The 25668-nt window shown below is 66.6% G+C and carries 24 protein-coding genes; 6 read left to right on the top strand and 18 right to left on the bottom strand.

What is annotated here, in order from left to right:
• Positions 1-88: 88 nt before the first annotated feature.
• The 3 genes from WKW79_RS26725 to WKW79_RS26715 all read right to left on the bottom strand — a co-directional run bounded on the left by WKW79_RS26725 (position 89) and on the right by WKW79_RS26715 (position 4282).
• Positions 89-2278: an ATP-binding protein gene (locus WKW79_RS26725; protein WP_340338255.1), complete on the bottom strand. Its 2190-nt coding sequence runs from the start codon at positions 2276-2278 to the stop codon at positions 89-91.
• The gene (locus WKW79_RS26720) at positions 2275-2907 is read right to left on the bottom strand and encodes a biliverdin-producing heme oxygenase (protein WP_340338254.1); all 633 of its coding nucleotides are present in this window, start codon (positions 2905-2907) and stop codon (positions 2275-2277) included. The genes WKW79_RS26725 and WKW79_RS26720 overlap by 4 nt, the downstream gene beginning before the upstream one ends.
• Before the next feature lie 205 nt (positions 2908-3112).
• The gene (locus WKW79_RS26715; protein ID WP_340338253.1) at positions 3113-4282 is read right to left on the bottom strand and encodes an ABC transporter substrate-binding protein; all 1170 of its coding nucleotides are present in this window, start codon (positions 4280-4282) and stop codon (positions 3113-3115) included.
• A gap of 171 nt (positions 4283-4453) precedes the next feature.
• Between WKW79_RS26715 and WKW79_RS26710 the strand changes: the two genes are divergently transcribed.
• Both WKW79_RS26710 and WKW79_RS26705 read left to right on the top strand, forming a co-directional pair.
• The gene (locus WKW79_RS26710; RefSeq protein WP_340338252.1) at positions 4454-4717 is read left to right on the top strand and encodes an AbrB/MazE/SpoVT family DNA-binding domain-containing protein; all 264 of its coding nucleotides are present in this window, start codon (positions 4454-4456) and stop codon (positions 4715-4717) included.
• Positions 4718-4722: 5 nt separating this feature from the next.
• A complete protein-coding gene (locus tag WKW79_RS26705; RefSeq protein ID WP_340338251.1) occupies positions 4723-5130 on the top strand; it encodes a PIN domain-containing protein in 408 nt (135 codons plus the stop codon).
• A gap of 68 nt (positions 5131-5198) precedes the next feature.
• On the opposite strand, the gene WKW79_RS26700 is transcribed toward WKW79_RS26705, so the two are convergent.
• The 9 genes from WKW79_RS26700 to WKW79_RS26660 form a co-directional block, all read right to left on the bottom strand.
• Positions 5199-6383 (bottom strand): AMP-binding protein, encoded by a 1185-nt coding sequence (locus WKW79_RS26700; RefSeq protein WP_340338250.1) that lies wholly within the window; start codon positions 6381-6383, stop codon positions 5199-5201.
• Between the two features lie 195 nt (positions 6384-6578).
• Entirely contained in the window at positions 6579-8069 is a 1491-nt protein-coding gene (locus WKW79_RS26695) for an arylsulfatase (protein ID WP_340338249.1), read from the bottom strand.
• A gap of 43 nt (positions 8070-8112) precedes the next feature.
• On the bottom strand, positions 8113-9531 hold the full coding sequence (locus tag WKW79_RS26690; protein ID WP_340338248.1) for a DUF1254 domain-containing protein: 1419 nt from the start codon (positions 9529-9531) through the stop codon (positions 8113-8115).
• Positions 9532-9551: 20 nt separating this feature from the next.
• Complete coding sequence (locus WKW79_RS26685; protein ID WP_340338247.1) at positions 9552-11072, bottom strand: DUF1254 domain-containing protein; 1521 nt, start codon at positions 11070-11072, stop codon at positions 9552-9554.
• A gap of 105 nt (positions 11073-11177) precedes the next feature.
• Positions 11178-12449: an MFS transporter gene (locus WKW79_RS26680; RefSeq protein ID WP_340338246.1), complete on the bottom strand. Its 1272-nt coding sequence runs from the start codon at positions 12447-12449 to the stop codon at positions 11178-11180.
• 92 nt (positions 12450-12541) lie between these two features.
• Positions 12542-14155 carry an AMP-binding protein gene (locus tag WKW79_RS26675; protein ID WP_340338245.1) on the bottom strand — a complete coding sequence of 538 codons (1614 nt, stop codon included), beginning with the start codon at positions 14153-14155 and terminating at the stop codon, positions 12542-12544.
• A gap of 40 nt (positions 14156-14195) precedes the next feature.
• Positions 14196-15809, bottom strand: coding sequence for a GMC family oxidoreductase (locus WKW79_RS26670; protein ID WP_340338244.1), 1614 nt, complete (start codon positions 15807-15809; stop codon positions 14196-14198).
• Positions 15810-15819: 10 nt separating this feature from the next.
• The gene (locus WKW79_RS26665) at positions 15820-16446 is read right to left on the bottom strand and encodes a thiamine pyrophosphate-dependent enzyme (RefSeq protein ID WP_340338243.1); all 627 of its coding nucleotides are present in this window, start codon (positions 16444-16446) and stop codon (positions 15820-15822) included.
• A 20-nt stretch (positions 16447-16466) separates the two neighbouring features.
• Positions 16467-17030, bottom strand: a complete 564-nt coding sequence (locus tag WKW79_RS26660; protein WP_340338242.1) for a thiamine pyrophosphate-binding protein — start codon at positions 17028-17030, stop codon at positions 16467-16469.
• Positions 17031-17224: 194 nt separating this feature from the next.
• On the opposite strand from WKW79_RS26660, the gene WKW79_RS26655 reads away from it, so the two are divergent.
• The gene (locus WKW79_RS26655) at positions 17225-17968 is read left to right on the top strand and encodes a Crp/Fnr family transcriptional regulator (protein ID WP_340338241.1); all 744 of its coding nucleotides are present in this window, start codon (positions 17225-17227) and stop codon (positions 17966-17968) included.
• A gap of 32 nt (positions 17969-18000) precedes the next feature.
• On the opposite strand, the gene WKW79_RS26650 is transcribed toward WKW79_RS26655, so the two are convergent.
• On the bottom strand, positions 18001-18984 hold the full coding sequence (locus tag WKW79_RS26650; RefSeq protein ID WP_340338240.1) for an NAD(P)H-dependent flavin oxidoreductase: 984 nt from the start codon (positions 18982-18984) through the stop codon (positions 18001-18003).
• Positions 18985-19596: 612 nt separating this feature from the next.
• On the opposite strand from WKW79_RS26650, the gene WKW79_RS26645 reads away from it, so the two are divergent.
• Positions 19597-19962, top strand: coding sequence for a zinc-binding dehydrogenase (locus tag WKW79_RS26645; protein ID WP_422823973.1), 366 nt, complete (start codon positions 19597-19599; stop codon positions 19960-19962).
• 108 nt (positions 19963-20070) lie between these two features.
• Entirely contained in the window at positions 20071-21084 is a 1014-nt protein-coding gene (gene dusA / locus WKW79_RS26640) for a tRNA dihydrouridine(20/20a) synthase DusA (RefSeq protein WP_340338239.1), read from the top strand.
• Between the two features lie 17 nt (positions 21085-21101).
• Here dusA and WKW79_RS26635 read toward each other — a convergent pair whose 3' ends face one another.
• The 5 genes from WKW79_RS26635 to WKW79_RS26615 form a co-directional block, all read right to left on the bottom strand.
• Positions 21102-21890 carry an amino acid ABC transporter ATP-binding protein gene (locus WKW79_RS26635; RefSeq protein WP_422823972.1) on the bottom strand — a complete coding sequence of 263 codons (789 nt, stop codon included), beginning with the start codon at positions 21888-21890 and terminating at the stop codon, positions 21102-21104.
• The gene (locus WKW79_RS26630) at positions 21887-22555 is read right to left on the bottom strand and encodes an amino acid ABC transporter permease (RefSeq protein ID WP_340338238.1); all 669 of its coding nucleotides are present in this window, start codon (positions 22553-22555) and stop codon (positions 21887-21889) included. The genes WKW79_RS26635 and WKW79_RS26630 overlap by 4 nt, the downstream gene beginning before the upstream one ends.
• Before the next feature lie 15 nt (positions 22556-22570).
• Entirely contained in the window at positions 22571-23416 is an 846-nt protein-coding gene (locus WKW79_RS26625) for a transporter substrate-binding domain-containing protein (RefSeq protein WP_340338237.1), read from the bottom strand.
• 34 nt (positions 23417-23450) lie between these two features.
• On the bottom strand, positions 23451-24191 hold the full coding sequence (locus WKW79_RS26620) for an SDR family NAD(P)-dependent oxidoreductase (RefSeq protein WP_340338236.1): 741 nt from the start codon (positions 24189-24191) through the stop codon (positions 23451-23453).
• A gap of 237 nt (positions 24192-24428) precedes the next feature.
• Positions 24429-25076, bottom strand: coding sequence for a GntR family transcriptional regulator (locus tag WKW79_RS26615; protein ID WP_340338235.1), 648 nt, complete (start codon positions 25074-25076; stop codon positions 24429-24431).
• Between the two features lie 94 nt (positions 25077-25170).
• Here WKW79_RS26615 and WKW79_RS26610 point away from each other — a divergent pair.
• Positions 25171-25668, top strand: a 498-nt coding sequence (locus WKW79_RS26610; protein ID WP_340338234.1) for a methylmalonyl-CoA mutase family protein, incomplete at its 3' end; no start/stop codon positions are given.

Below are 25668 nucleotides of genomic sequence, written 5' to 3'. Positions count from 1 at the left end.
TGCTGCCGCCATGGCGAGGCCCGGCATGGTCCGCGCCCCCGGTGCCGCGGGTGGCGGTCAGCACGTGGCAAGGGGCTGAAGGAGCCCGCTATGTCCCGGCGACGGGCAATTCGACGCTGAACACGACCCGGCCATCTTCGTAGCGGTAGCTGATCCTGCCGCGGTGCCCCTTCACGATCTCGCTCGCGATGTAGAGGCCCAGCCCCAGCCCGTTCGGGTTGCGCACGTTGCCGCGCGATCGCTCCTTGAGCGCCTCGAACAGCACGCTCTCCGTCTCGGGTGGAATGGGGTCGGCCGCGTTCGACACCGTCAGCACGACGGTGCCGTCGATGGCTCGCAGGTGCACGTCCACGGGCTTGCCGGGCACGCCGTGATGACGCGCATTGCTGATGAGGTTGTTGACGGCTTGCGCGATGCGATCCGCGTCCATCTGCACGGCCAGCGTCGGCGGCAACTGCGCCTGGATGCGCACGCTGGGGTAGGCCAGCGAGGCTTCGTCGATCAGCCCGCGCACGATGCCCGAAAAATCGGCCGGACGCAAAACCAGCCCCAGGCCCAGCCCGCCGTGCAGCCGGCTCATGTCCATCACCTGCGAGATCAGGCGTTCCATGCGCCCGGTGGAGGCAGCGATTCGCTGGCCCATGTCGGCGCTCGACTGGCCGTGTTCCAGGATGCGGGCGGCCATGCTGATCGACTGCAGCGGATCGCGCAGGTCGTGGCCCAGCACGGCCAGCAACTGCGAGCGCGCGCGTTCCATCTCGGCACTGCGCGCGGCCGTGGCGCGGCCCAGTTCGTCGAGCAACTGGCGCGCGATCTGGAGGTCCGTGGCATCCCACGGCACCGCCGTGCCCGCCACCATCTGGCGCCACTCCGCGAGGGAACCGTTGGGCGTCAGCCGTGCGCCGAGCGGGCCCACGCGCGCCACCTTGTCCGCCGGTCCGCTCCAGGTGATGGTCTCGACCTGTTCATGGCGCAGCAGCACCAGCCAGCCGTGGTGCAGTCGGTCGAAGCGCATCGCCAGCAGTCCGCAGATCGGCCTTGCGCCCTCGGCGTGCAGCGACGGGAAAGCGGTGCCCTCGCTCAATGCGATGAAGTCGTCCTTGTGCGTGTCCAGCCAGCGCAGGAGCCGGGATGCGGCCTCGTCGGGGAGGGCGTCGCTCCGCAGGCGCTTGCCCGCGTGCGACAGCAGCAGCGCGTCCGATGCGATCGTCTGTCGCGCGGCGGCCTCCAGCGCCTGAACGCCTTCGCCAGCCTCGGCGCCTTGCGACACGATGTCCACCAGTCGCGAGCGCACGACGGCGGCCGCGGATTGCCGCGCCGCACCCGCTTTCTCCAGTGCCGCCTGCACCGACGAGGCCAGGATCTGCGACAACACGTCGCAGGCCATCCGGATCGCATAGGGCACCAGGTGGGCGCTCGCATGATGGCAGGCGATCAGGCCCCACAGGCGGCCGCCGACCACGATGGACACGCTCATCGAAGCCGCCACGCCGATGTTCTTCAGGTACTCGATGTGGATCGGCGAGACGCTGCGCAGCACCGAATGGCTCAGGTCGAGCGGCGCCGGGTCGCCCGGCAGGGCATCAATGGGCACCTGCATGTCGCTGACATCGGCGATCAGCCGCAGCGTGTTGATGGTGTAGAGCCGCCGTGCCTGCGCGGGAATGTCGGATGCGGGAAAGCGCCGGCCGAGGTAGGGTTCCAGGCTGGCGTCGCAGGACTCGGCGATCACCTCGCCGCTGTCGTCGTGCGCGAAGCGATAGGCCATCACACGGTCGAAGCCGGTGAGCTCGCGCACGGCGGCGACCGCTTCTTCCATCATCGCGACGATATCCCGGCGCCCGCGCATGCGGTTCATGCTGCGATGGGCCAGGAGCGCAAAGGAGGCCAATGCGCCCTGGCCGGGCAGACGCTTCTCGAACTCGATGAGCACGCGCCCGGCAAAGCCGTGGATCACCACGTCATGCACGATGCCGTCGAAGACCGCTTCGACGGCTTGCACCGGTACCCCGTCCTCCGTGGCGGCCTGTTGCGCCACCTGTGCCAACGCGTCCTGCAGCGCGGCGTCGTCGGCCAGCTGGGTCGGCAGCAGGCGTTCGCCCAGGGGCGCTAGCGCCGGCAGCAGTGCGCGGGCGTTGCGGCTGGCATGCGTCAGGATGCCGTTGCGGTCGAGTGCCAGCAGCACGCCGTGCGGCTGGATGAAGCCGGGGATGTGGATCGGTTCCTTGTCGCAGTTGTCGAGGTTGACGGTGGACAGGGTGACGGGCGGCTGGCTCATGGGGCTGCCGCGCCCGCCGGCGCGGGCCATTCGAAACGCAACATGAGGCGCTGGAAGGCAGCGACTGCGCCTTGCCGGGCTCCCGACAGCGCGTCGGCATCGCCCAGGGCCTCGCCGAGCTGCGCCACAGTGCTCGACCATCCGGCCCCAACGCCGCGCGCGCCGGTGCCCGACAGGTAGCGCAGGGGGTGCGGCGCCAGGCGCTCACGCAGGCGCTTGTGCAGCACCGCGCCGCCCAGGTGCGAACCTTCGACGACGTAGACCAGTCCCCAGCCATAGCCCGGGATGCTCGCCGACGCCTCGGCCAGCAGCGTCTCGTCGGTGTCGCGCGCGGCAGGGTTGGCGGATGGCGGCAATGGCCTCCCTGCAATGGCCAGATCAGCCAGATCGGCGTTCAGCGCTCTCAGCTTGTCGTCGATGCGCGCGGCGAAAGGCGCCAGTCCGGCCTCGCCAGTGTGCGCCAGCGCGAAGCCGACTTCCGCGAGCCAGGGGCGCAGGGCGAGCAAGTGGTCCGCATAGTCCGCCAGGCTGGCACCGGGACGCGCGAGCGGAAGGCCGGCGTCGAGCGATGCGTGCATCTCGCCGGTGGCTTCGCGCAGCGGCGCGAGGACATCTTGATTCGATTGCATCGGGCCTCCCCGGGGCGATTCAATGGAAGGCCTCGGTTATACACGTTGACATTCCTTTCACATGCCCACTGGTGCATGTGACCTTGCACCAAGGTCGATTGCCGGTCAGTCCAGGTCAAGCTTTTGTTCTACGCATCAGCCGCTGTTGCCACCCGCTGACGTCGTGCTGCGCGAAGGGCCCGGTGTCGGCCCGCCCCGCCGCCGCTCAGCGCGCCGCGCGCGCGTAGCCCGACACCACCTTCCAGCGCCCATCCTCCAACTGCGACAGCCGCGTGGCGTCGCTGCCCAGGCGCTTGGTGGGGGAGAAGCTCAGCGCGTCGGTGCCGAACATGTCGGCCGGCACGCTGAGCGTGTCCATGGCCTTGATGAAGCTGTCGGTGGTCAGGTCGGGGCCGGCCTTCTCGGCGGCCTTCACGAACAGGTCCATCACCGTGTAGCCGTAGACCGAGACCACGGTCGGGTCTTCGCTGAAGCGCGTCTTGTACTTGTTGGCCCAGAAGCGCAGCGCCGGCGTGGCGTCGTCGAGGTAAGGATGCTGCGACGCCATTGCGGCGTAGAGGCCGTCCATCGACTTGCCGCCCAGCTTGGGCACCAGGTCGGTGTAGGCGGCGGTGGTCGCGATGAAGGTCGGGTTGAAGCCGGTCTTGCGTGCCTCGGCGATGGTGCCCACGGTCTCGCGGATGATGGTGCCGAGCACGACCAGGTCGCAGTTGGCGGCCTTGAGTCGTGCCACCTGCGAGCTGAAGTCCGTCGCGCCGCGCTTGTACGAGGTCTTCTCGGTCATCTGCATGCCGATGGTCTTCAAGCCCGCTTCTGCGCCGCGCAGCATCTCCAGGCCCGCCTCGTCATCCTGGTAGAGCGCGCAGGGCTGCTTCAGGCCCTTGTCCTTGACGAGCTTGGGCACTGTCACCTGCAGCTGGTCGAAGTAGGGAACGCTCAGCGCGTAGCGCAGGCGGTTGAGCGGCTCGTACATCTCGCGTGCGCCCGTCAACGGCAGGAAGTTGACGATGTTCTTCTCCTGCTGCAGCGGCAGCACGGCCAGGTTGTGGGCGGTGCCGATGTGGGCCGCCATGACGAAGATGCGGTCCTGGTTGATGAGCTTCTGCGCGGCCAGGATGGCCTTGCGCGGGTCGTAGGCCGAATCCTCGACCACGAGCCGCACCTTGCGGCCGTGCACGCCGCCTTGCTCGTTGAGCTCGTCGATGCGCAACTGCATGCCGGCGCGCGCCTGCTTGCCGAAGCCTGCGGCCGGGCCCGAGATGTCCTGGATCGTGCCGACCACGATCTCGGACTTGCTGACGCCCTGGGTCTGGGCAAATGCAGCGGCGCAGAGGCCGAATGCTGCGATGGAAAAGGCGGCGATCTTGCGTTTCATGCGTCTCCTCGTTCTGGATCGACGCAGGATGGCGCTTCGGGCGGCGCGACGCCCTCCCCGAAACGGGGGGATGGGTTGGCCCTGATTGCCGCGACGACTGGCCGTCTGTTTCCTGGTGGTTCGATACGCTTGCGTGAGCTACACTTTCCTTACGCCAAGTAAGGAGAATTGATGGCCATCGCAACCATGACAACCAAGGGGCAGATCACGATGCCTCTGGCAGTGCGTACGGCACTGGGATTGCGCGCGGGATCGAAGGTCGACTTCGTCCCGACGGACGACGGCTTCAAGGTGGTCCCGGTGAACGGCGACGGAAAGACCTTGAAGGGGCGCTTTGCAGGTCGTGTGAAGAAGACCGTCACTCTGAAGGAAATGGACGCTGCCATCGCCCAAGGCGCCTCTGCTCGCCTGCATCGCGGCCCGAGGAAGTCTTAGTACAGATGATCGGCCTCGACACCAATGTGCTCGTCCGCTACCTGGCGCAGGATGACGCCAGGCAGTCCGCGATTGCCACGCGCCTGATCGAAGATGAACTGAATGAGCGCCGCCCGGGCTTTGTGAGCCTCGTGGTACTGGTCGAGTTGTGCTGGGTCCTTGAGCGCCTGTATGCGGCGACGCCACGGGAAATCGTCGATACCGTGGCCGACATGTTGACCGCTGCGCATTTCGAGTTTCAGGAACGCGAGGCGGTTCGAGACGCCATCGATCACTTCCGCGGACTGTCGGGCGCGAGGCCCGGCCTGCCCGATATCCTGATCGCCAAAGTTGCGTTTCGGCATGCCTGCGGAAGCGTCGTCAGTTTTGATCGCGCTGCCGTCCGGGCGGCGGGCATGACGCTGCTCGCGTGAGCCGTTGCGCTCGCAACGCCCGCTCAGTTCCCGTTCTTCCCCGCTGCCCTTGGGGCGGTTTCAGCGACTCAGGCAATACTGCGTGCCTGGCCGTCCCAATACGGCTTGCGCAACTCGTTCTTGATGATCTTGCCCGCCGCCGACAGCGGCAGCGGTTCCGTGCGGAAGTTGAACGAGCGCGGCCGCTTGTAGCCCGCGATCAGCTCGGCGCAATGGATGCCCAGCGCCTCCTCGTCCACCTCGAAGCCGTCGCGCAGGCGCAGTTCCGCATGCACCGACTCGCCCCACTGGGCGTGAGGAATGCCGATCACCGCGCATTCCAGCACCGCGGGGTGGCGGGCGAGGGCGTTCTCCACCTCGGCCGAGAACACGTTCTCGCCACCCGAGACGATCATGTCCTTCAGGCGATCGACGATGAAGACGAAGCCTTCCTCGTCCATGTAGCCCGCGTCGCCACTGCGCAGCCAGCCGTCGACGATGGCGGAGCGGGTCTGCTCCGGCTTGTTCCAGTAGCCCAGCATCACGGTCGCACCGCGGGCCACGATCTCGCCGACGGTGCCGCGCGGCACTTCGTTCATCTCGTCATCGACGATGCGGATCTCCGCGGCCATGCTGGCGCGTCCGGCCGCGCGCAGCAGGCGCGCGTTGGGGCCTTCGACCGCATGGAACTCGGGGCGCAGCACCACCACGCCACCCGACATCTCGGTCTGGCCATAGCCCTGGAAGAGCTGCACGTTGGGCAGCGACTTCATCACGCGGCGCAGCAGCGCCTCGGAGATCGGCGCGGCGCCGTAGATCATCTTGCGCAGCGAGCTCACGTCGGTCGGCACGGCCTGCAGTAGCGGTCGATGAAGTCGATCATCGTCTTCACCATCAGCGTCATGTTGACCTTCTCCGACGCGATCATGTTGCAGATGAGCGGGGTCGAAGCTCGGCGCGACCACGTGCGTGGCGCCGGCCGAGGTGTAGCTGAACATCGAGCTCAACGCGGCCAGGTGGAACATCGGCGCGACGTGCAGGAAGATCGTGTCCTGCTCGTAGGGGCATTCCATCGCGAAGGTGACGGTGGCCAGCACCAGGTTGTCATGCGACAGCATCACGCCCTTGGGAAAGCCCGTGGTGCCGCCGGTGTAGATGATGGCGGCCATCGCATTGCCTTCGCTGGAACGATCGGGCAGTGGCGCGTTGTCGGCGATCAGGGACTCGTAGGGCACGAGCCCGGCTTGCGACGGGTGGCGCGGGGGCGCAACCACGTCTCGTGCCGTTGTCTCCAGCCGGGCGAGGATGCGTGCAGGTATGGTCGCGCGGAGGGGGGAAATGGGCACCACCCCTGGCGGGTGGAGGGTGGTGGTCTGGCGTCGACCTGGCCGGCGCCAGCGAGCCTCGCTGGTGCGGGAGGAAGCGATCTCATGTTCGGCGTTGCGCCTCGTGGCGCGCGCCCTTGCCCGTCAATCCGCGCTCGGGCTTTCCGACAGCGCGTGCATTAGGGCGGCGGCGCCGATGCCTGTTCCTTCCTGCGACGGCGGAAAGTCCTTCATGCTCTGCGCGAAGGCCTTCATCGGCGGCGCCAGCAAGGGCAGCAGCCAGCTCTTCTCCTTCATCCAAAGCAGGTGGCCGCCGGTGTCGGGCGTGCGCTCGAAAGGATCGAGCTTGATGTCGACGATGAGCCCGCCAGGAATCTTCTCCGCTGCGCCCAGCCAGGCGTTCTTGACGGCAAGATGGATCTTCCATTCGTCGACACGCACGGCGTTGAGGCTGGTCTCCGCGAAGTAGAAGAACTCTCGCCGGCGCGACTTGCCGCCAGGGACCGTCAGCATCTCCAGCTGGTTGTAGCCGTCCAGGTGATTCTTGAAGGTCTTGCCGCCAATGGTCTTGCCCTTGAGCAGGTCCTCCTTGCAGGCAGTGTCCCCGACGGCGGCCATCAGTGTCGGCACCCAATCCTCGCTCGTCATGAACTCGCCGGTCCACGAACCGGGGGCAATCTTCCCGGGCCAGCGCACGAGCATCGGCACGCGGAAGCCGCCATCCCAGGTCAGTCCCTTCTCGCCGCGGAAAGACGCGGTGCCGGCCATCGGCCAGTGCGCCAGGTTGACGCCGTTGTCGGAGGTGAAGAGCACGATGGTGTTGTCGCGCACGCCGGCATCGTCGATGGACTGGAGCAGGTCGCCGACCAGCTTGTCGAGATGCAGTACCGCGTCGGAGTACGCGGTGTGGCCGCTCTTGCCCTCCCACTCCTTGCTCACGTGGATCTGCTGGTGCATGCGCGAAGGCGTGTACAGCAGGAAGAAGGGTGTGCCGCCGGCTGCCTGCTTCTTCATCCAGTCGATCGACCGGGTCGTGACCTGGTCATCGAAGGTCTTCATGCGCTCCGTGCCCAATGCGCCGTCGTCGGTGATGACCTGCTTGCCGACGCGGCCCCAGCGCGGATCGACCGTCGCATCGTCCTTGTCGGAAGCGAGTGCATGGATCACGTTGCGGGGCCGCCCGACGAAATCCGGATCCTTCGGGAAGGTGGGTTGCTCCGGCATCTCCATCATGTTCAGGTGGTAGAGGAAGCCGTAGAACTCATCGAAGCCGTGCACCGTCGGCAGGTATTCGTTGCGGTCACCCAAATGATGCTTGCCGAAGTGGCCGGTCGCATAGCCGCGCCCCTTGAGCAGTTGGGCCAGCGTCACGTCGCCGTCCTGCAGCCCCACGTTGGCGCCAGGCTGCCCCACCGATGTCAGGCCGGTGCGTATCGGGTACTGGCCGGTGATGAAGGCTGCCCGGCCCGCCGTGCAGCTGGGCTGTGCGTAGTAGTCGCTGATCATCATGCCGTCGCGCGCCAGGCTGTCGATGTTCGGCGTGTGCACCGCGCCGAGTCCCCGGTGATAGGCGGACAGGTCCATCGGCGGCATGTCGTCGATCATGATGGCGACGATGTTGGGCGTGGAGGGCATGGGCGTCGTCCTTTCCGGATGTGAGGCAAATGAAGCGGGTTCTTCAGGGCGCGGGGTCCACCTGCGGCAACGGCCACTGGCCTTGAAGCAGTGCCTCCTTCGGCTGGTACAGGCGCAGGATCAGGTAGAAGTTGCCGGCCGGCGTCGGCACCCAGTTGGCGGTGTTGTCGGGCTTGTCGCGCTGCATCGTCAGCGTGAACGAGCCGTCCTTCTCGCGCACCAGGCCCTGCGTGGTCGAGCCGTACTTGAAGCGGTTGATCGGGTTCTCGACCAGCATCTTGTCGTCCGCGTTGTAGACGGTGAGCGACCAGAAGGCGTTGACCGGCGGGTCGGACGGGAAGCGCACGCTGTACTTCTTCTCGCCGCTGAGCGCCTGCCCCTTGCTGTCCGTGTAGCGGATCGGGTACATGGCTTCGCGCTCGCCCTGGCCGCCCAGGTACGGGCCGGCCACCACGGCCCGCAAGGGATAGTTGAAGCCGAAGTTGTCCAGGCCCTTCACCCAGTTCCAGCCGTTGCGCACCTCGGAGGAACCGACGACGGAGGACGCGATCACCGCGGGCGCGTCCTGCATGGCACGGCGCATGCCGCGCAACGCAGCTTCGTTGAGCTTGCCCGGATCGAAGCCCTTGTCCGTCAGGCCGATGCGGGCGAACTGCCCGTACAGGGCCTTGTCCGTGGTTCGCACCGGGTTGTCCTTGAGTGCGGCGGCCAGCTGGGTGAACAGGCCGAACTCGTTGCCCTGGATGTCGGGGAGCGGCGCCAGCGTCTTGCGGGCCGACGCCTTGCCATCGAGCGGCTTGATCGAGAACTGCTGCGTCAGGGCAATCACTGGCTTGGAATCCTCGCCTTCCTTGACCTGGATGCGTCCCCACAGCCAGACCTTGCGGGTCGTCACGTCGAGGCGCTTGGCATCCTTGGGCAAGGTGCCTTTCCAACCCGGCGGGACCAGCACGAACTTGCCGGCCTTGGTGCCGGTCGTGCGGCGGCCGATGTAGTGCTCCAGTTCCTGCCACATGTTGAACACGTCGATGACGTAGTAGCGGTCATGCGTGTCGGGGACGCTGACCACGTACGGTTGATCGAGGTCGAGCACCGTGCTTGTGTAGAGCGTGTCGTTGTTGGCCGTGGGCATGTCCCTGGCGGCGGGCGTGGCCAACTGTGTGGCCCAGCCCATCTGGTTCAGCGGGGCGCGATAGCTCGTGGGCGGGCGGGGCGATTCCACTTCGACGTACTCGCGCATGGTGCGCTCCATCCGCACCAGCGGATAGCCCCAGGCGTAGGCCATCACGGTGAGCGAGTAGGCGTCTGCCTCGATGCCTTTCTGGGCGATGTCGGGCGTGGACGCTGTCGTCAGCACCGGGTCATCGTATTTGGGAGCGGCCGAGGCATTCATGCCGGCCAAGGTCAATGCGATCAAGGCAGCGCACGCGGGTGCGCCGATCTTTGGCAGCACAACTTTCATGGGTTCCTTTCTCGGCGGCTTCAGCCGACCAGTTCGAAGTCATTCATCTTGAAAATCTTCTTGTTGATCTCGTCCGTGGGGCCATAGAGGCGCATCGCGGGCAGCGGGCGCACGCCGGCGGTGGGAAGCAGATTGGACTCCCAACCATCGGGCGCCTTGGGTCCGACGTACAGCGTGATCGATCCGTCCGCGTTCTTCTTCAGCTTGTCCATGTCGTAGGACGACAAGGTGGTACGGCTGGAGTCGGTGTAGATGAAGCCGAAGGTGGCGCGGTCGTAGACGGACAGGGCCCAGAACTGCCGCACCGGCATCTTCGCGGGAATGGTCAGCTTGTAGGTCTTGCCGGCTTCCAGCAGCTTGCCGTCCTTGTCGGCCATGCCCATCAAATATTGCGTGGCCGGCGAGTCGCTGAGGACCTTGGGCACATAGGTGCACCAGGTGAACTGCGCCGCACGTGAGATGACATCGATGCGGTCGTCGTATTCGTAGGTGAAGGTGCGGTTCCTGTCCGCCATCAAGAGCGACGCGTAATGCCGGTCGGGCCAGTACAGGCGATCGGCCGGGATGTGATCGAACCACCACTGGATGTGGGCCCACGCGGCGACGGCGCCTTCGCGCATGGCACGAACGGTGGTGTCGTCGGGCTTGAAGGGCTTGCCCCTTTCGATGCCCAGCGAGGCGAGCATGTCCATCATCACCTTGTCCTGCACCTTGACCGGCTCCACGCTGAAGATGGCGTGCAGGTCGCTGAAGTGGCGCTCGTCGTAGATGGGGATGGTGGCGTAGCGCTCGTTCGAGGGGTCGACGAACTTCTGCTTCGGCGGATTGCCGGCTTCCGACAGGTAGTACATGCGCAGGCGGTGCGCGTAGTTGAACGCATCCTCCTGCGTCTTGCCCTTGCCAATCACCGACCGGAACGCGAGTGCGATGCGGTAGCTGGGCGATGGAACGTGCAAGTACCCGGCCGGCACCTTGCCTTTGTAGCCGGGCGGCGTGAACAGGTACTTGGCGGCCTTGCCCTTGTCCATGCCCGATGGACCCACGTCCGCGATGGTGAACTGCCATGCGTCGACGACCTGACCGTAGAGGCTGCCATCCGGCCCCGTCGCGGGAACTTCCAGCACGACCGGCCCCTTTTGCAAGTCGCTGTAGGCCCCGAGGTAGGGCGTGCTCGAATTGGCCGTGATGGCTTCGAGCTTGGGCGTGGCCGTGTGCGAGTAGGCAATGATGTCGTTGTCCTTCATGCCCAGGTCTTCGAAGGCCGCGGCCCGGAAGCGGTAGATCGCCACGGCCGGCGCCGCCCACCAAACAAGTTCCATGGCGCGCTGGCGCTTGATCTGGAACTGCAGGTCGCCGGAGGGGAGCGGCGCGCCCTTGGGTGGCTGGCCGCCCACGGGTTGGACGGGCGGGTTGCCCGGCGGCTGGTAGGTGCTGGTGCCTGGCGCTGCAGTGCCATCGGCCGCCAGCGCCGGTCCGGTGCTCGCCCCTGCGAAAAGCAGCGATCCTGCGGCCAGCGCCGAACGTCTCGACAAGTCTTTCATCCGAATCTTCCTTTCGATGAAAGCCGCCAACAATGATGGCTCTCCGGCCCCTGGTCAATGTACCGAGGTGCCAACTCATTTGCCCCTAAGTCGCGGGCGCTGCGCCTACGCGAACTGGCGCATTTGTCCTACGCTGCGCGCCGAGCGCTCGGGGTTGATCATCCACACGCTGATGATGCCGCCCGCCACCATCAGCACACCGCACACGGCAAAGCCCATGTGATAGCCGGCGGCGCCGCCGAGGTGCTGCACCCAGTAGCCCATCAGCAGCGGCGCGCCCACGCCGGCAAGGGAGGCGATCGAGTTGTCGATGGCCAGCACCGCGCCGCGCTGCGAACCGGGCGTCACGTCGGCCAGCATGGCCGGGCCCAGCGAATAGATGACAGGCGAAAGGCTCATGGCCATGGCAATGGCGACGATGCGCCAGACCACCGGCAACGCGTCCGACAGCAGGCACACGAAGGCCAGGCCCGAGACGATGAGCAGCACCGCCGAGAACACGCCCCGTGCCACACGCGAGCTCGCGCCGCGCGCCAGCATGCGCTGCGAGATCCACGACACCCCAATCGCCGCCGGCACACCGACCGCGACGATGGCGGCATAGATGCGACCCGACTCGATGTTGCTGAAGCCCAGGCCGCGTTGCAGATAGGCCGGGAGCCAGGTCAGGCTGAGGGCCAGGCACAGGAAGGCGACGAAGTGCAGCAGGAAGCAGCCCAGCACCGTCCGGTCCAGCAGCAGCCGGCGATAGGGCAGGCGCGCCTGCTGCACGCCGGCGCTTGCGGCAGCGTGCTCCGTATCGATCTGTCCTTCCCCGCCAAAGACTTTCCAGAGCACCGCCCACACGATGCCGACGACGCCCAGCAGGTAGAAGTTCGCGCGCCAGCCCCAATGCGCGGTGATCAGCGGGATGCCGATGCCGGCCAGCAGCAGGCCCACGCCGGCGCCTTGAGAAAACACCGTCACTGGCACGTTGCGCCGATCGCTCGGGAACCACTTGTAGCAGGCATGCACGGCCACCGGAAAGGCCGGCCCCTCGGCAATGCCCAGCAGCACGCGCGAGATGATCAGCACCGCCAGGCTCGACGACAGCGCCATCGGCAACTGGAACACCGACCAGGCCACGGCCATCACCAGCAGCATGACGGTGGTGGCGACCCGGTTGGAGATGAAGCCGCCGATCACGCCCGCGATCGAGAACAGCCAGAAGAAGCTGCTGCCCACCAGGCCGAACTCCTGGGGCGTGAGCTTGAGCTCGTCCATCATCGGCACGGCCAGCAGGCCGACGACCGTCTTGTCGACGAAGTTGACGGCCATGAAGATGAACAGCAGCGAGGCAATGCCCCAGGCACGCCGTGGTTGGAATTGCGCGTTCATCGGGTGGACCGGCCTTGCGCCGCCATGTTGAATGTGTGGTTGTGCATGAGAGTCTCCATCTCTGTTCTTGGGGTTGAGGATCTGTTGCGTCGTCAGGCGCGCAGCTCGCGACGCAGCACCTTGCCCACGGTCGACTTGGGCAGTTCTGCGATGAACGCGATGTGCTTCGGGTTCTTGTAGCCCGTAAGGTTCTTGCGGCAGTGCTCGGCCACCTGCTGCTCGGTCAAGGTCGGGTCGGACTTCACGAGGAAGAGCTTCACGGCCTCGCCGCTCTTCTCGTCGGGCACGCCGATGGCCGCGCTCTCGGCCACGCCGGCCAGCGTCGAGACCACGTCCTCGATCTCGTTGGGATAGACGTTGAAGCCGCTCACCAGGATCATGTCCTTCTTGCGGTCCACGATCTTCACGAAGCCGCCCGCGTCCATCACGCCCACGTCGCCGGTCTTGAAGAAGCCGTCGTCGGTCATGGCGCGGGCCGTGTCTTCGGGGCGCTGCCAATAGCCGGCCATCACCTGCGGGCCGCGCACGCAGATCTCGCCGCGTTCGCCGGTGGGCACCTCGTGGCCCTCGTCGTCCCGGATCGACAGTTCGGTGTTGGGCACCGGCAGGCCGATGGTGCCGGTCCATTGCTTGGCAGTCGTGATATTCACGCTGACCGTGGGCGAGGTTTCGGAGAGTCCGTAGCCCTCGCAGATCGGCACGCCGGTGGCGGCCAGCCAGCGGTCGGCCACGCCTTGCTGCACGGCGGTGCCGCCGCCCACGCACAGGCGAAGTTCCTTCAGGTGGATGCCGTCGAGCACGGCCTTGTGGTGCGCCAGGCCACCGAACAGCGTGTTGACGCCCGGCAGCACATGGATCGGTTGCCCGCCCAGTTCGCGCACTGCACTTGGCAGGTCGCGCGGGTTGGCCACCATGATGTTCTGCATGCCGCTGCGCAGGCCGTAGAACAGGCAGAAGGTCAGCGCGAAGATGTGATACAGCGGCAGGAAGGACGCGATGTTCTTGCCAGCCACCCAGTCGGCGGGCAGCGAGGGGCTCACCCACTCGGCGATCTGCTCCACGTTGGCCATCAGGTTCGCGTGCAGCAGCATCGCGCCCTTGCTCACGCCGGTGGTGCCGCCGGTGTATTGCAGCAAGGCGAGGTCCTGCGGGTTGAGTTCCACCGGCTTGAAGGGCACGAGCGCGCCGGCTTGCAGCGTCTGCATGAAGCCGATCTGCCCAGGCAATGCAACCGGCTGCATGCCCGCGAGGCCGGTGCCGACCACCACCAGCCGATCGACCGGCGCGCTTTCAATGGCCTGGGCCACGGTGGCGGCAAAGGCTTCGAACACCACCAGCGTCCTGGCGCCGCTGTCCTTGATCTGGTGGGCCAGTTCGCGCGGCGTGTACAGCGGATTGACCGTGACCAGCACCGCACCGGCGCGCAAGGTGCCCAGCGCCACGACGGCGAAGGGCATGAGGTTGGGCATCATCAGCGCCACGCGGTCGCCCTTGGCCACGCCCTGGCTTTGCAACCAGGCGGCAAAGCGCCGGCTCATCAGGTCCAGTTCGGCGAAGCTGGTGCTGCGGCCCATGCTCATGATGGCCGGGCGCGCGGCGTGGCGCTGGAGTGCGTCGTCCAGCAGGTGCACCAGTGAGGGGAAGGGTGCTACGTCCACCGTGTGGGCAACGCCTTCGGGGTAGCTCTTGTGCCAGGGTTGGGTCATCGATGTGTCTCCGTAAGTCTTGGGTTGTGAGGGGTGCCGCTCAGGCGCCACGCTGGATGAAGTCCGCAACGCGCTCGCCGATGGCGATCGAGATGGCGTTGGTGTTGGTCGAGGCGATGGTGGGCATCACCGAGGCGTCGGCGATGCGCAGGCCCTGGATGCCGTGCACGCGCAGTTGCGGGTCGACGACCGACTGGCTCGCGTCGCTGCCGATGCGGCAGGTGCCCAGCGGGTGCCAGGCGGTGGCGCCGGTGGCGCGCAGGTAGGCGATGAGGTCCTCGTCGCTCGCGGCCTTGCCGCCGGGGCGCACTTCTTCTTCGAGCAGGCGGGCCATCGGGCCGGTCTCGGCGATGCGCCGCGACATGCGCAACGCGGTCAGGCAGTGGTGGATGTCGTCGTCGTGCGTGAAGTGGCGCGAGAACAGGATCGGGTCCGCCGTCGGATTGCTGCTGGCAATGTGGCAGGAGCCACGCGAGCGCGGGCGGATCTGGAACGAGGCCAGCGTGACGCCGGGGAAGGTGTCCGGCTTGAGCTTGCCGGCGCCGCGGTTGTTGGAGATGGAGAGCTGCTGCACCTGCAGCTTGATCTCGGCGTCCTTGCGATCGGGCGTCAGCGGCACGAAGGCCTGGGCGGTGATGGACGAGGTGGCCATCGGCCCCTTGCGGGTGGTCAGCCACTGCAGGCCCAGCTTGGCCTGGCCCATTGGCGAGCCGAGGCCGGAGTTCCAGCTGACCTCTGCCCTGGAGCGGTACATGAGCGGGCTGTAGACGTGCTCGCTCAGGTTCTCGCCGACCATTTGCAACTCGTGCAGCAAGGGCACGCCGGCAGCGGCGAGCACGTCGCGGCGGCCGATCCCCGACAACTCAAGCAATTGCGGCGAGTTGAACGCGCCGCCGCTCAGGATCACTTCCCTGCGCGCCTTGAACTGCACGTCCTTGCCGTCGACCTTGGCCGCCACGCCGACGGCGCGCTTGTTCTCGATCACTACGCGGCCCACCATGGCGCCGGTCAGCAGCGTCAGGTTAGGGCGTTGGGTGGCCTCGTCCAGGTAGGCCATGCGCGTGTTGCAGCGCACGCCGTTGCGGGTGTTGAACTGCAAGTAGCTGCCGCCGAAGCCACGCGCGTTGTAGTCCTTCACGCGTGGCGCGATGCCGGCCTGCTGGATCGAATCGAGGAAGGCATCGGGCATGCCGTCGACGGGCTTGTACTCGGTGATCGTCACAGGGCCCTTGCGGCCGCGCGTCGCGTCGTCGCCGCCCTGGAAGCTCTCGATCTTCTTGAACCAGGGCTGCAGGTCCTTGTAGGCCCAGCCGGGGCAGCCGTCCTCGGCCCAGAGGTCGTATTCGCGCGGCGTGCCGTGCACCCAGATCATGCCGTTCACCGTGGACGAGCCGCCGACCACCCAGCCGCGCGGCCAGTAGATCTTGCGGTTGTCCATGTTGGGATCGGGCTCGGTGAAGAAGCTGCGCGTCACCTTGGCCTGTTCCAGCACCTTGGCCACGCCGAGCGGGATGCGCGTCCAGATGTTCTTGTCGGGCGGACCGGCTTCGAGCAGCAGCACGCTGTGCTTGCCGGATTCGGACAGGCGGGCCGCGGCCGCGGCACCGCCGGAGCCGGCGCCCACCACGATGTAGTCGTAGGTATCGGTGTTCATGGTGTCCTCCTCAAGCGGCGAGTTCGGCGGCCAGGCGGCGCGATCCCATGCGCATGCGCACGAACTGCACATCGGGCAGGATGGGTTGCGGACGTTGCGCGCCCACCATCGGGCGCTCGGCCGCGACGACGAGGTCGACGAAGCTCGGACCCTCGGCGGCCAGCAACTCCGGCAGCGCCGCGACCCAATCCGCATGGTTGTCGATGCGGCGGGCGCGTGCATAGCCGGCGGCCAGCGCCATGGCGGCGAAGTCCACGCCGGGCTGCGCATTGACGGACGGGAAGTTGGTGGCGCCGTTGAACTGCACGCCGTTGTTCACCACCACATGCAGGTAGCGGCGCGGGCCGTTGTGGGCCACGGTGGCCAGGGTGCCCAGTTCCATCAGCAGGCTGGCGTCGCCGTCCATGACGACGACGGGCACGTCGGGGCGGGCCAGCGACAGGCCCAGGCCGATGCCGCCAGCACCGCCCATGAGCGGCACCGAGTCGATGCGGCGACGTGTTTCGCCGAGCATGTCGAGGGCGAACATGGCGGACATGGTGGAGACCAGCACCGCATCGGGCGCGCAGGCGTGGCGGGCGTTGATGAGGGCCGCGCTGGCGCTGCCAAGGGTGAACGGGAGGGTGGAGGTGTTCATCGTGCGTCTCGCTTCGTGCATCAGTTCCAGGTGACGTGGCGGCCGATCACCACGACGGCGGCGGTCTCGGCACTCTTCGCGTGGGCGAAGGCCTCGGCCACTTGCGGGATGTCGGCGTCGTCGTCGACCACGAAGCAGCGAACGCCCATGGCCTGCATCGTGGGTTCGAGCAGGCGGACCATGCTGCGGCCCGATTCGCTCATCGGCTTGCCGACGTTGCCGGCCTCGCGGCCGAACTGACCCACGAAGAAGACCATGGGGATGCCGGCGTCGATGCAGGTGGCGCGCAGCGTGTTGGCCACCTTGAACATCCCCTGGTTCTGCACCATCACCACCGGCACGGCGCCGCCGATGTGCAGGCCGGTGGCCGTCGTCAGGGCCTGGTCCTCGGCGCAGGCCAGCACGCTGGCGATGCCCGAGTCGGCGGCGAAGATCTTGTCGTGCAGGGCGAACTGCACGAAGTCCGGCACGGTGACGGCGTGGGTGACGCCGGCGTCCTGCAGCGACTTCAGCAAAGCGCTGGCGCTGGGTCCGCCGGGCGGGTTGGGGACCATCAAGGGCGAGGGAGCGGAGGGCATGTTCATGGGCGTTGTCTCGTAGTCGGTAGAGGGGGCGCTCGGCGCACGTGGCGGTGCCCGCTTGCTTCGCGGGAGCCTTGGTTCGAAGCGCTGCAGGGGAGTCTAGAAATCCATCGCGAACAAATCTGTCAGGGAGGCAACAGATTCCGAACGCAACGGTTGGTCCATGTATAAGTACGTGTCTCGGTCCCGGAGTCCACATGGGCAAATCAGCGAAGAACGCACTAGATGCGAGCATCCCGAGCGAGGGACAACGTGCATTGGCTGCGGCGATGCTGGAGCGCAATGCCTGGTTCGGCGGCTGCCGGCCCGAGACGCGCGAGTCCCTGCTGGCGCATGGCCAGCTGCGCCTGCTGCAGAAGGGTGAAGTGCTGAATCTTGCCGGCGACCCGGTCGAGCACTTGTCATTGGTTGTCGATGGAACGCTGACCGTCAGCACCACGACGAGCACTGGCAAGCGGCACATCGTGCGCTACCTGGAGCCGGGTCAACTGATGCACCTAGTTCCCGTGCTGGATGAGCAGTTGGCCCTGCACGACGCCGCCGCGCACGTGCCGACCTTGTTGCTGATGATGCGACGGGCGCAGATCCACGAAGCCCTGCAGACCGAGCCCGGCCTGGCCATGGCGCTGATGCGCCTGCTGTGCTTGCGCGCGCGGCTCACCTTCCTCGAGTTGTCGCAGAACACGCTGAAGCCGCTCACGCAGCGTTGCGCCAGTGCCCTGCTGCACCTGGCCGCGCCCTATGGCCTGCCGCGCGACGGCGGGCTGGAGATTTCACTGAAGCTGTCACAGGATGAATTCGCGGACATGGTCGGTTGCTCGCGGCCGGTGATCAATCGCGAACTCAAGCAGCTCGAGGCCCAGGGGCTCATCCGCATGACCTACTCGCACTTCGTGATCGTGGAGCCTGCCGCCTTGCGCAGGCTGGCCGACGACAGCTGACGCCGCACGGCGCCCTCGTTAACGCAGCCGCGTCAGAGCGTCGCGGCGCTCCGGTCCGCCGTCGCGCATTCGGCCACGATCTGCTGCCGGGCCTCGATGTACTCCCTGCGCAGGCGCTTCACCAATGCGCGCGCCGGCAGCACTTCCTTGACCGTGCCGATGCCTTGCCCCGAGCCCCAGATGTCCTTCCATGCCTTGCTGCCACTGCCGAAGTCCATGGCACTGGGGTCGCTCCCGGCCAACTTGTCCGGGTCCATGCCAGCATTCACGATGGAGCCGCGCAGGTAGTTGCCATGCACGCCGGTGAAGAGGTTGGAGTAGACGATCTCCTGGCTGCTGCTCTCGACGATCATCCGCTTGTAGCTGTTGTCTGCACGCGCTTCTTCCGTGGCGATGAAGGCCGAGCCGATGTAGGCGAAGTCCGCGCCGAGCGCCTGCGCCGCGAGGATCGCGCGACCGCTTGCGATGGAGCCGCTCAAGGCGAGGGGTCCATCGAACCATTCGCGGATCTCCTGTACCAGCGCGAAGGGACTGGTGGTGCCGGCGTGTCCTCCCGCACCGGCCGCCACGGCGATCAGGCCGTCAGCCCCCTTCTCGATCGCCTTGCGGGCAAACCTGTCGCTGACGACGTCGTGCAGCACGATGCCGCCCCACCCGTGCACCGCATCGTTGACGTCGCTGCGGGCGCCAAGCGAGGTGATCACCACGGGGACCTTGTACTTCGCGCACAGCGCCATGTCGTGTTCGAGCCGGTCGTTGCTCTTGTGCACGATCTGGTTGATGGCAAACGGCGCGGCGGGCCCTTCCGGATGAGCCCGGTTGTGGGCGGTCAGGGCCTCGGTGATCTGGGCCAGCCATTCGTCGAGCTGGGACGCCGGCCGCGCATTGAGAGCCGGCATGGATCCGATGATGCCGGCCTTGCATTGCTCGATGACAAGCTCCGGGTTGCTGATGATGAAGAGCGGCGAGCCGATGACGGGCAGGGACAGCTTGCGCAGGGCGGCAGGAGTGGGCATGAGGACTTTCTGGGGCAAGGCGCATCGGGGCCAGGTTCAAGTGGGGCGTAAGCGCATGGCCAGTAGTCTGGAAGCGAGGCGTGCGTGTGTCTGTTTGGAACATGACAGATTCGGGCCATCCCGGGTGAGCGGTATTGCTGTGGTCCGCGCCTCGCCCTGACACGAAACGCATCGACAAGCGCTATGGACCGTGCGGCCATCGTTGCGCGCCGGCGTGACGGAGAGGTAGGTGGCATCCCGCTCCGGGTTGCCGCCCATGCCGTGGCCGAGGCAATCAGGTGGCGCACCGGGTCGAATTGGCCGGGCAGGCCGAAGGAACGCTTGAGGTCCGGCACGGTCGAGCCGAGCACGAGCAGCGCGTCGCGCACCTTCTTCTGGCTCACCGGGTCCCAGCGCGGGATGTCGAAGCTTCCTGCCGCGGCCTGGCGTACCACAATGGCATCCTGCAACGCATGGGCCTGGCGCATGTCTTCAGGATCGGTCGGATCCACCAGCGTGCGGATGCCGACCAGCACATAGCGTGTACCGACCGATTGGCGGCTCAGGGTGTAGTCCCCCGTGCGATAGACCACGGCGGGCGGGTCATGGTCCTCGTTGAAGGACTGCATCGACATGAAGCGTTGGCCCGCATCGGGCAGGGTCACGGTCACCGGGCCGGCATCGAGGTCGGACCTCGGCGGCCTCGGCCACATGGGCGTGAAGCTCGCCGTCGCACTGGGCGCACAGGTCACCGTCATCACCACATCGCCGTCGAAGGCCGAGGACGCACTCGCGCTTGGCGCGCACGAGGTGCTATTGCCCACCGACCAGAAGGCCATGATGGCCTCGCTCAACGCCTTCGTTTTCATCCTCGACACGCCGAAGCGCCATGACGTCAACCTGCTCGGCCGCAACGGCGTGCTCTGTGTCGTCGGCGCCATCGACCTGCTCGATCCGGTGCAGGGCGCCCTGCTGATCCGCAGCAACCGCCGACGCTGACGTTCGGCCCGGCGCGGCGCCGTCCTGCCGGGTAGCTGGGAGAATGGAGGCCTGCGTGTGCACCTCGTGTGCACCCGTCTTCGCACACCATCGATCCCGTGACCGCCAATGCCTGAAAAAAGCCAATCCAATCAACAGCTTGATTCGATGAGGGTCAGTGTCGCCCCGATGATGGATTGGACCGACCGTCACTGCCGCTTCCTCCACCGCCTGCTGAGCCGCCGCACCTTGCTCTACACCGAGATGGTGACCACCGGCGCCCTGGTGCATGGCGACGTGCCGCGCCACCTGCGCTTCAACGCCGAGGAGCACCCGGTCGCCCTGCAACTGGGCGGCAGCGAACCCGCCGACCTGGCCCATTGCGCCAAGCTGGGCGAGGAGTGGGGCTACGACGAGATCAACCTCAACTGCGGTTGCCCCAGCGAGCGCGTGCAGCGCGGCGCCTTCGGTGCCTGCCTGATGCAGGAGCCGCAACTGGTGGCCGATTGCGTGAAAGCCATGGTCGACGTGGTCGACGTGCCGGTCACGGTCAAGCACCGCATCGGCATCGACAAGACCGAGAGCTACGCCTTCGTGCGCGACTTCGTCGGCACGGTGCGCGAAGCCGGCTGCAACACCTTCATCGTCCACGCCCGCAATGCCTGGCTCAAGGGCCTGTCACCCAAGCAGAACCGCGAGGTGCCGCCCCTGCGCTACGCCCTGGTGCACCGCCTCAAGCACGATTTCCCCGACCTGCGCATTTCCATCAATGGCGGCATCGCCGACAACGCCGAAGTCCATTCGCAACTGCGCCTGCTGGACGGTGTGATGATCGGTCGTGAGGCCTATCACAACCCCTGGTGGCTGGCCGAATGGGACGCAGGCTTCTTCGGCGAAACGGAACGCGAGCTCACGCGCGAAGAAGTCGAGCGGCAGATGTGCGACTACATGGCCCGAGAGTCCGCCGAATACGGCACCCCCTGGTCCAACATCGCCCGTCACATGCTGGGCCTGCGCAATGGCCTCCCCGGCGCCCGCCGCTGGCGCCAGGTCTGGAGCGACCACAAGCTCAAGGGCACATCGCCGCACGAGGTCATGGCGCTGGCGCACGCCGGTGAGGCTGTGCGCGAGGCGGTGAATTGAAGGCGGGAGCCTGACCTTCAGCGCGCCGGCCGGCCTTCGTGGAAGCGCGCTAAAAAGGCCTGCGTCGCCGCCTCCCGCGGCGCCTCGATCACCTGCCTTGCCGGCCCGTACTCGACGATCACGCCGTCCCGCATGAAGGCCACACGGTGCGCGACGTCACGCGCAAAGGCCATCTCGTGCGTCACCAGCAGCATCGTCATGCCTTCCTCGGCCAGCGACTGGATCACGCGCAGCACTTCGCCGACCAGTTCGGGGTCGAGCGCGGAGGTGACTTCGTCGAACAGCATCACCTTCGGCTCCATCGCCAGCGCACGCGCAATCGCCACGCGCTGCTTCTGGCCGCCGGACAACTGATCCGGCCAGGCATCGGCCTTGTGTTCCATGCCCACCTTGGCCAGCAGCGCACGCGCCTTCTCGGCCGCCTGCGCCTTGGGCTGCTGCAACACGGTCACCGGCCCCTCCATGACGTTGCCAAGCACCGTCATGTGCGGAAACAAGTTGAAGTGCTGGAACACCATGCCGGTACGCGCGCGGAAGCCCGCCAGCACCGCGTCCTTCGGCAGCCTGGTGGCCGCCCCGGTAAAGGTCAGCGACTGTTCCCCGATGCGCACCGTGCCTTCGTCCGGCACGGTCAGCAGGTTGAGGCAGCGCAGCAGCGTCGACTTGCCGGAGCCCGAGGGGCCGATCAGCGCCACGGCCTGGCCCTTCTCGACGGACAGGGACACGTCGCGCAGCACCTGGTTGCTGCCGAAGCGCTTGCCGAGGTGGCTCACCTCGATCATGGATGTGGTCGAAGTCGTCATCATGCGTGGGCCGTGGAGGAGAGTCGCGTCTCGGCGCGCTTGACCAGGATCGTGGCCGGCAGCAGCACCAGGAAGTAGGCGAGGGCGACGATGGTGTAGGTCTCGAGCGGGCGATACGTCTCGTGGGCGATGCTCTGGCCCTGGTACAGCAGGTCCGGCAGCGCGAGCACCGACAGCAGCGAGGTGTTCTTCAACTGCATGATCGATTGGTTCAGCAGCGGCGGCACCATGCGCCGGAAGGCCTGTGGCAACACCACGCGCCGCATCACCTGCGCACGGCGCATGCCGATGGCGCGCGCGGCTTCGCTCTGGCCCGGGTCGATCGAGATGATGCCGCCGCGGATGATCTCTGAATAGAAGGAGCCGCCGTAGAGCGACAGCGCCAGGATGGCCGCCAGCGCCGGCGAGATCTGGATGCCGGTCAGCACCGGCAGCGCGTAGTAGAACCACACCAACTGCACCAGCACCGGCGTGCAGCGGAACACTTCCACATAGGCGCGCAACGGGCCGCGCACCCAGACCGGCTTGGCCAGCCGCCCCATCGCCACCACCAGCCCGATCAACAGGCCCAGCGCCGTGCAGATCACGGTGTAGCCCGCCGTGTAGAGCAGGCCTGTCAGGAGCAGGTCACGAAAGCCCCAGAGAAATCCAAAGTCCCATTGGTACACGGCGGTCTCTCGGCGTCAGAAGCTGATGGTCGGCGGAATCTGATCCGGCTTCACGCCGGACAGCGCCTGCATGTTCGACAGCACCACGTCCTTGACCTTGCCGCTCGCGCGCGTCTGTGCGATCCACTTGTTGACGTAGTCCTTCCACTGGTGATCGGCCTCCTTGCGGAAGCCGAGGTTGGTGGTGGTGGCCTGCGTCGGCGTCGGCAGCACGAGGTGGCCGATCGTCGGGTTCTTGCTGATGACGGTGAGCGCGAGCACCACGGCCAGCACCTGGCAATCGGCGCGGCCGGTCTGCACGGCCAGCGTGGCATCGGCGGCCTTTTCCAGGCGGATGATCGAAGCGTTTGGGCAGACCTTGGAGATCATCTGGTCGTGCGAGGAGCCGATGTCCACCGCGATCTTGACCTCGGGCTTGTTGATCTCTTCCCAGGTCTTCGGGTTGAAGTCCTTGCGTGCCAACAGCACGAAGGCGTTGTTGAACAGCGGGTCGGAGAAGTCGACCACCAGGGCGCGCGCCGGCGTCGGGTTCAGGCCGAAGAACACGTCGATCTTGTTCGACTGCAGGTCGAGCACCGAGTTGCCCCAGGTTGTCTCGTTGATCTCCAGCTTGGCCTTCATGCTGTCGGCCAGGCCCTTGCCGAAGTCGATCATGAAGCCCTTCCACTCGCCCGAAGCCAGGTCCTTGTGATAGTAGGGCGCCGCGCCCGCGACCGCGCCCATGCGGATCACCTTGGTGCGGTTGATGCGCGCCCAGGCGCTCTCAGTGGCGTCGGGCTGCTGCGCGAACACGTTGTGGCTCCAGGCCGTGGCGGCGCTGGCCATGGCAACGTGGGTCATGAATTGGCGACGGTTTGTCATGCGTAGTTCTCCATCGAGGTTGGGGTCAAAAAATTCAGAGCGTCATGCCGCCATCGACATGGATCACCTGCCCGGTGATGTAGCCGGCCTCGGGGCTCAGCAGGAAGGCGATGGGTGCGGCGATGTCGTCCGGCGTGGCCAGCCGGCCCGCGGGCACGCGCTGCAGGGCCTGCTGCCACTGGGCGTCGCTCAGGGCGCCGGACTTGGGGCGGTCCTTGCGGACGTAGCCGGGTGCGACCGCGTTGACCGTCACGCCCATGCCTGCGGATTCCGCGGCGGCGGCCTTGACCAGCGCTTCGATGCCCGCCTTGGCCGCTGCGGTCGCGGGGAAGGTGGATGCAGCGAGCGTGAAGCGGTGGGCGACGAATGAACTCACCGCTACGAAGCGCCCGAGCCCGCCGGCTTCCTGCAACATCGGCAGGCTTCTGCGCAAGAGGTGCGCGAGCGATACGACCATGGTCTGCAGCGAGCGGCTGACGATGTCGTCGTCGAGTTCCGCCAGCGTGCGGCGATCGGCAAAACCGGCATTGGCAACCACGCCGCGCAGTCCGCCCAGTTCCTTGGCCGCGTCAAGCAAGGCGACGACCGTGTCGGGCGCCGCCATGTCGCCGACCACGATACGGCTGCGCACGCCCTGGCACTGCGCCGCGACGGCCTCCGCGCCCTCGCGCTGGCTTCCGGTGTGGATCACAAGGTCGATGCCTTGCGCCGCCAAGCGCCTGCAGGTCGCCGCCCCTATGCCGGAGCCCGCTCCGGTCACGACCACGCTACTCATTCAGATTGCTTTCAATATGCGCACGGCATCGCGCCGCCGCAGGATCAAACGAAGCGACTATTGTGCAAGCAAAAGTCAGGGCTTCGCCTCGGGGAGGCCACGAGCATGTCCCCTGCGGAACGCGCAATTCTGCATACGACTTCGCCTTCAACCGCATCACTGCGTTGGATCGGCTTGCCGTGCCACGGCACTGTCTGCGGCGCTCCGCCCTGTTCTGCGCTTGGATGCAAAGCGGTATCAGGCTGCAGCTTCAAGCCCGCTGTTGAAGTGCTCCCGCATGCGGGCCATGGCTGCCTCCGCGTCACGGTCGACCAGCGCCGCCATGATCGCGCGGTGCTCGCTCAGCGACTCGCCGATGCGCCCCGACTTCAGCAGTGAGTTGTGGCGATTCAGCTTCATCACCTTGCGCAGGTCGGCCACCATCTGGTCGCGCCAGCGGTTGTCGGCCATGGCGAGCAGGCGCATGTGAAAGCGCTCGTTGATGGCGAAGAAGCGCTCGCGGTCGACGTGGCCCGGTCGGGCCGCGGCTTCGAGTTCGGCATGAAGCGCCTTCAGCTCCTCGACCTGCGCGTCGGTTGCGCGTTGTGCCACGACGCCGGCGGCATCGCTCTCCAGCAGGCTCAACAGGTGGTAGACGTCCGCCAGGTCCTTCTCCGACACCTCGGTCACGTAGGCGCCGCGGCGCACCTTCATCGTCACCAGGCCCTCCGCGGCCAGCACCTTCAGGGCTTCCCGTAGTGGGGTGCGGCTGATACCGTATTCCTCGGCCAGCTTGAGTTCGTCGATCCAGCTGCCGGGCTCCAGTTCACGGCGAAAGATGCGCTGGCGCAGCAGTTCTGCCACCTCTTCATAAAGGGCGCGGGGAGTGAGGGTTGCGGCAGACATGCGCGAAATGTACCGCAAAACTGGGTTATGAATTAATAATTACGGCTCGGGTATACTCGCGGCCACCTTCTTGAATTCCAGCCAGGCGGCGTACATGAGCACACCTTCAGAACCCACTTTCAAGTCCTCCACCCTCGACGCCTGGACCCAGGCCGCGGCCAAGTCCGCACCCGGTGGCGACCTGAACGCGCTCAACTGGCTGACCCCCGACGGCATCACCGTCAAGCCGCTCTACACCGCGGCCGACCTGCAGGGCCTGAAGTACACCGACACGCTGCCCGGCTTCGAGCCCTACCTGCGCGGCCCGCAGGCCACCATGTACGCCGTGCGCCCCTGGACCATCCGCCAGTACGCCGGGTTCTCGACCGCCGAGGAATCGAACGCCTTCTATCGCAAGGCGCTCGCAGCAGGCGGGCAGGGCGTGAGCGTCGCCTTCGACCTGGCCACCCACCGCGGCTACGACAGCGACCATCCACGCGTCACCGGCGACGTCGGCAAGGCCGGCGTGGCCATCGACAGCGTGGAGGACATGAAGATCCTGTTCGACCAGATCCCGCTGGACAAGGTGAGCGTCTCCATGACCATGAACGGC

The organism is Variovorax robiniae (assembly GCF_037889955.1).
Lineage (GTDB): Bacteria > Pseudomonadota > Gammaproteobacteria > Burkholderiales > Burkholderiaceae_C > Variovorax > Variovorax robiniae.
This window is presented reverse-complemented; position numbering and strand designations above follow the sequence as displayed.

Excerpts from the sequence above, each read along its gene's own strand:
- WKW79_RS26655 (WP_340338241.1), top strand. The coding sequence starts at position 17,225 with ATGGGCAAATCAGCGAAGAACGCACTAGATGCGAGCATCCCGAGCGAG.
- WKW79_RS26680 (WP_340338246.1), bottom strand. The coding sequence starts at position 12,449 with ATGAACGCGCAATTCCAACCACGGCGTGCCTGGGGCATTGCCTCGCTG.
- WKW79_RS26670 (WP_340338244.1), bottom strand. The coding sequence starts at position 15,809 with ATGAACACCGATACCTACGACTACATCGTGGTGGGCGCCGGCTCCGGC.
- WKW79_RS26720 (WP_340338254.1), bottom strand. The coding sequence starts at position 2,907 with ATGCAATCGAATCAAGATGTCCTCGCGCCGCTGCGCGAAGCCACCGGC.
- WKW79_RS26705 (WP_340338251.1), top strand. The coding sequence starts at position 4,723 with ATGATCGGCCTCGACACCAATGTGCTCGTCCGCTACCTGGCGCAGGAT.
- dusA (WP_340338239.1), top strand. The coding sequence starts at position 20,071 with ATGCCTGAAAAAAGCCAATCCAATCAACAGCTTGATTCGATGAGGGTC.
- WKW79_RS26620 (WP_340338236.1), bottom strand. The coding sequence starts at position 24,191 with ATGAGTAGCGTGGTCGTGACCGGAGCGGGCTCCGGCATAGGGGCGGCG.
- WKW79_RS26660 (WP_340338242.1), bottom strand. The coding sequence starts at position 17,030 with ATGAACATGCCCTCCGCTCCCTCGCCCTTGATGGTCCCCAACCCGCCC.
- WKW79_RS26675 (WP_340338245.1), bottom strand. The coding sequence starts at position 14,155 with ATGACCCAACCCTGGCACAAGAGCTACCCCGAAGGCGTTGCCCACACG.
- WKW79_RS26725 (WP_340338255.1), bottom strand. The coding sequence starts at position 2,278 with ATGAGCCAGCCGCCCGTCACCCTGTCCACCGTCAACCTCGACAACTGC.
- WKW79_RS26710 (WP_340338252.1), top strand. The coding sequence starts at position 4,454 with ATGGCCATCGCAACCATGACAACCAAGGGGCAGATCACGATGCCTCTG.
- WKW79_RS26685 (WP_340338247.1), bottom strand. The coding sequence starts at position 11,072 with ATGAAAGACTTGTCGAGACGTTCGGCGCTGGCCGCAGGATCGCTGCTT.
- WKW79_RS26715 (WP_340338253.1), bottom strand. The coding sequence starts at position 4,282 with ATGAAACGCAAGATCGCCGCCTTTTCCATCGCAGCATTCGGCCTCTGC.
- WKW79_RS26645 (WP_422823973.1), top strand. The coding sequence starts at position 19,597 with ATGAAGCGTTGGCCCGCATCGGGCAGGGTCACGGTCACCGGGCCGGCA.
- WKW79_RS26625 (WP_340338237.1), bottom strand. The coding sequence starts at position 23,416 with ATGACAAACCGTCGCCAATTCATGACCCACGTTGCCATGGCCAGCGCC.
- WKW79_RS26635 (WP_422823972.1), bottom strand. The coding sequence starts at position 21,890 with ATGATGACGACTTCGACCACATCCATGATCGAGGTGAGCCACCTCGGC.
- WKW79_RS26665 (WP_340338243.1), bottom strand. The coding sequence starts at position 16,446 with ATGAACACCTCCACCCTCCCGTTCACCCTTGGCAGCGCCAGCGCGGCC.
- WKW79_RS26695 (WP_340338249.1), bottom strand. The coding sequence starts at position 8,069 with ATGCCCTCCACGCCCAACATCGTCGCCATCATGATCGACGACATGCCG.
- WKW79_RS26615 (WP_340338235.1), bottom strand. The coding sequence starts at position 25,076 with ATGTCTGCCGCAACCCTCACTCCCCGCGCCCTTTATGAAGAGGTGGCA.
- WKW79_RS26690 (WP_340338248.1), bottom strand. The coding sequence starts at position 9,531 with ATGAAAGTTGTGCTGCCAAAGATCGGCGCACCCGCGTGCGCTGCCTTG.
- WKW79_RS26650 (WP_340338240.1), bottom strand. The coding sequence starts at position 18,984 with ATGCCCACTCCTGCCGCCCTGCGCAAGCTGTCCCTGCCCGTCATCGGC.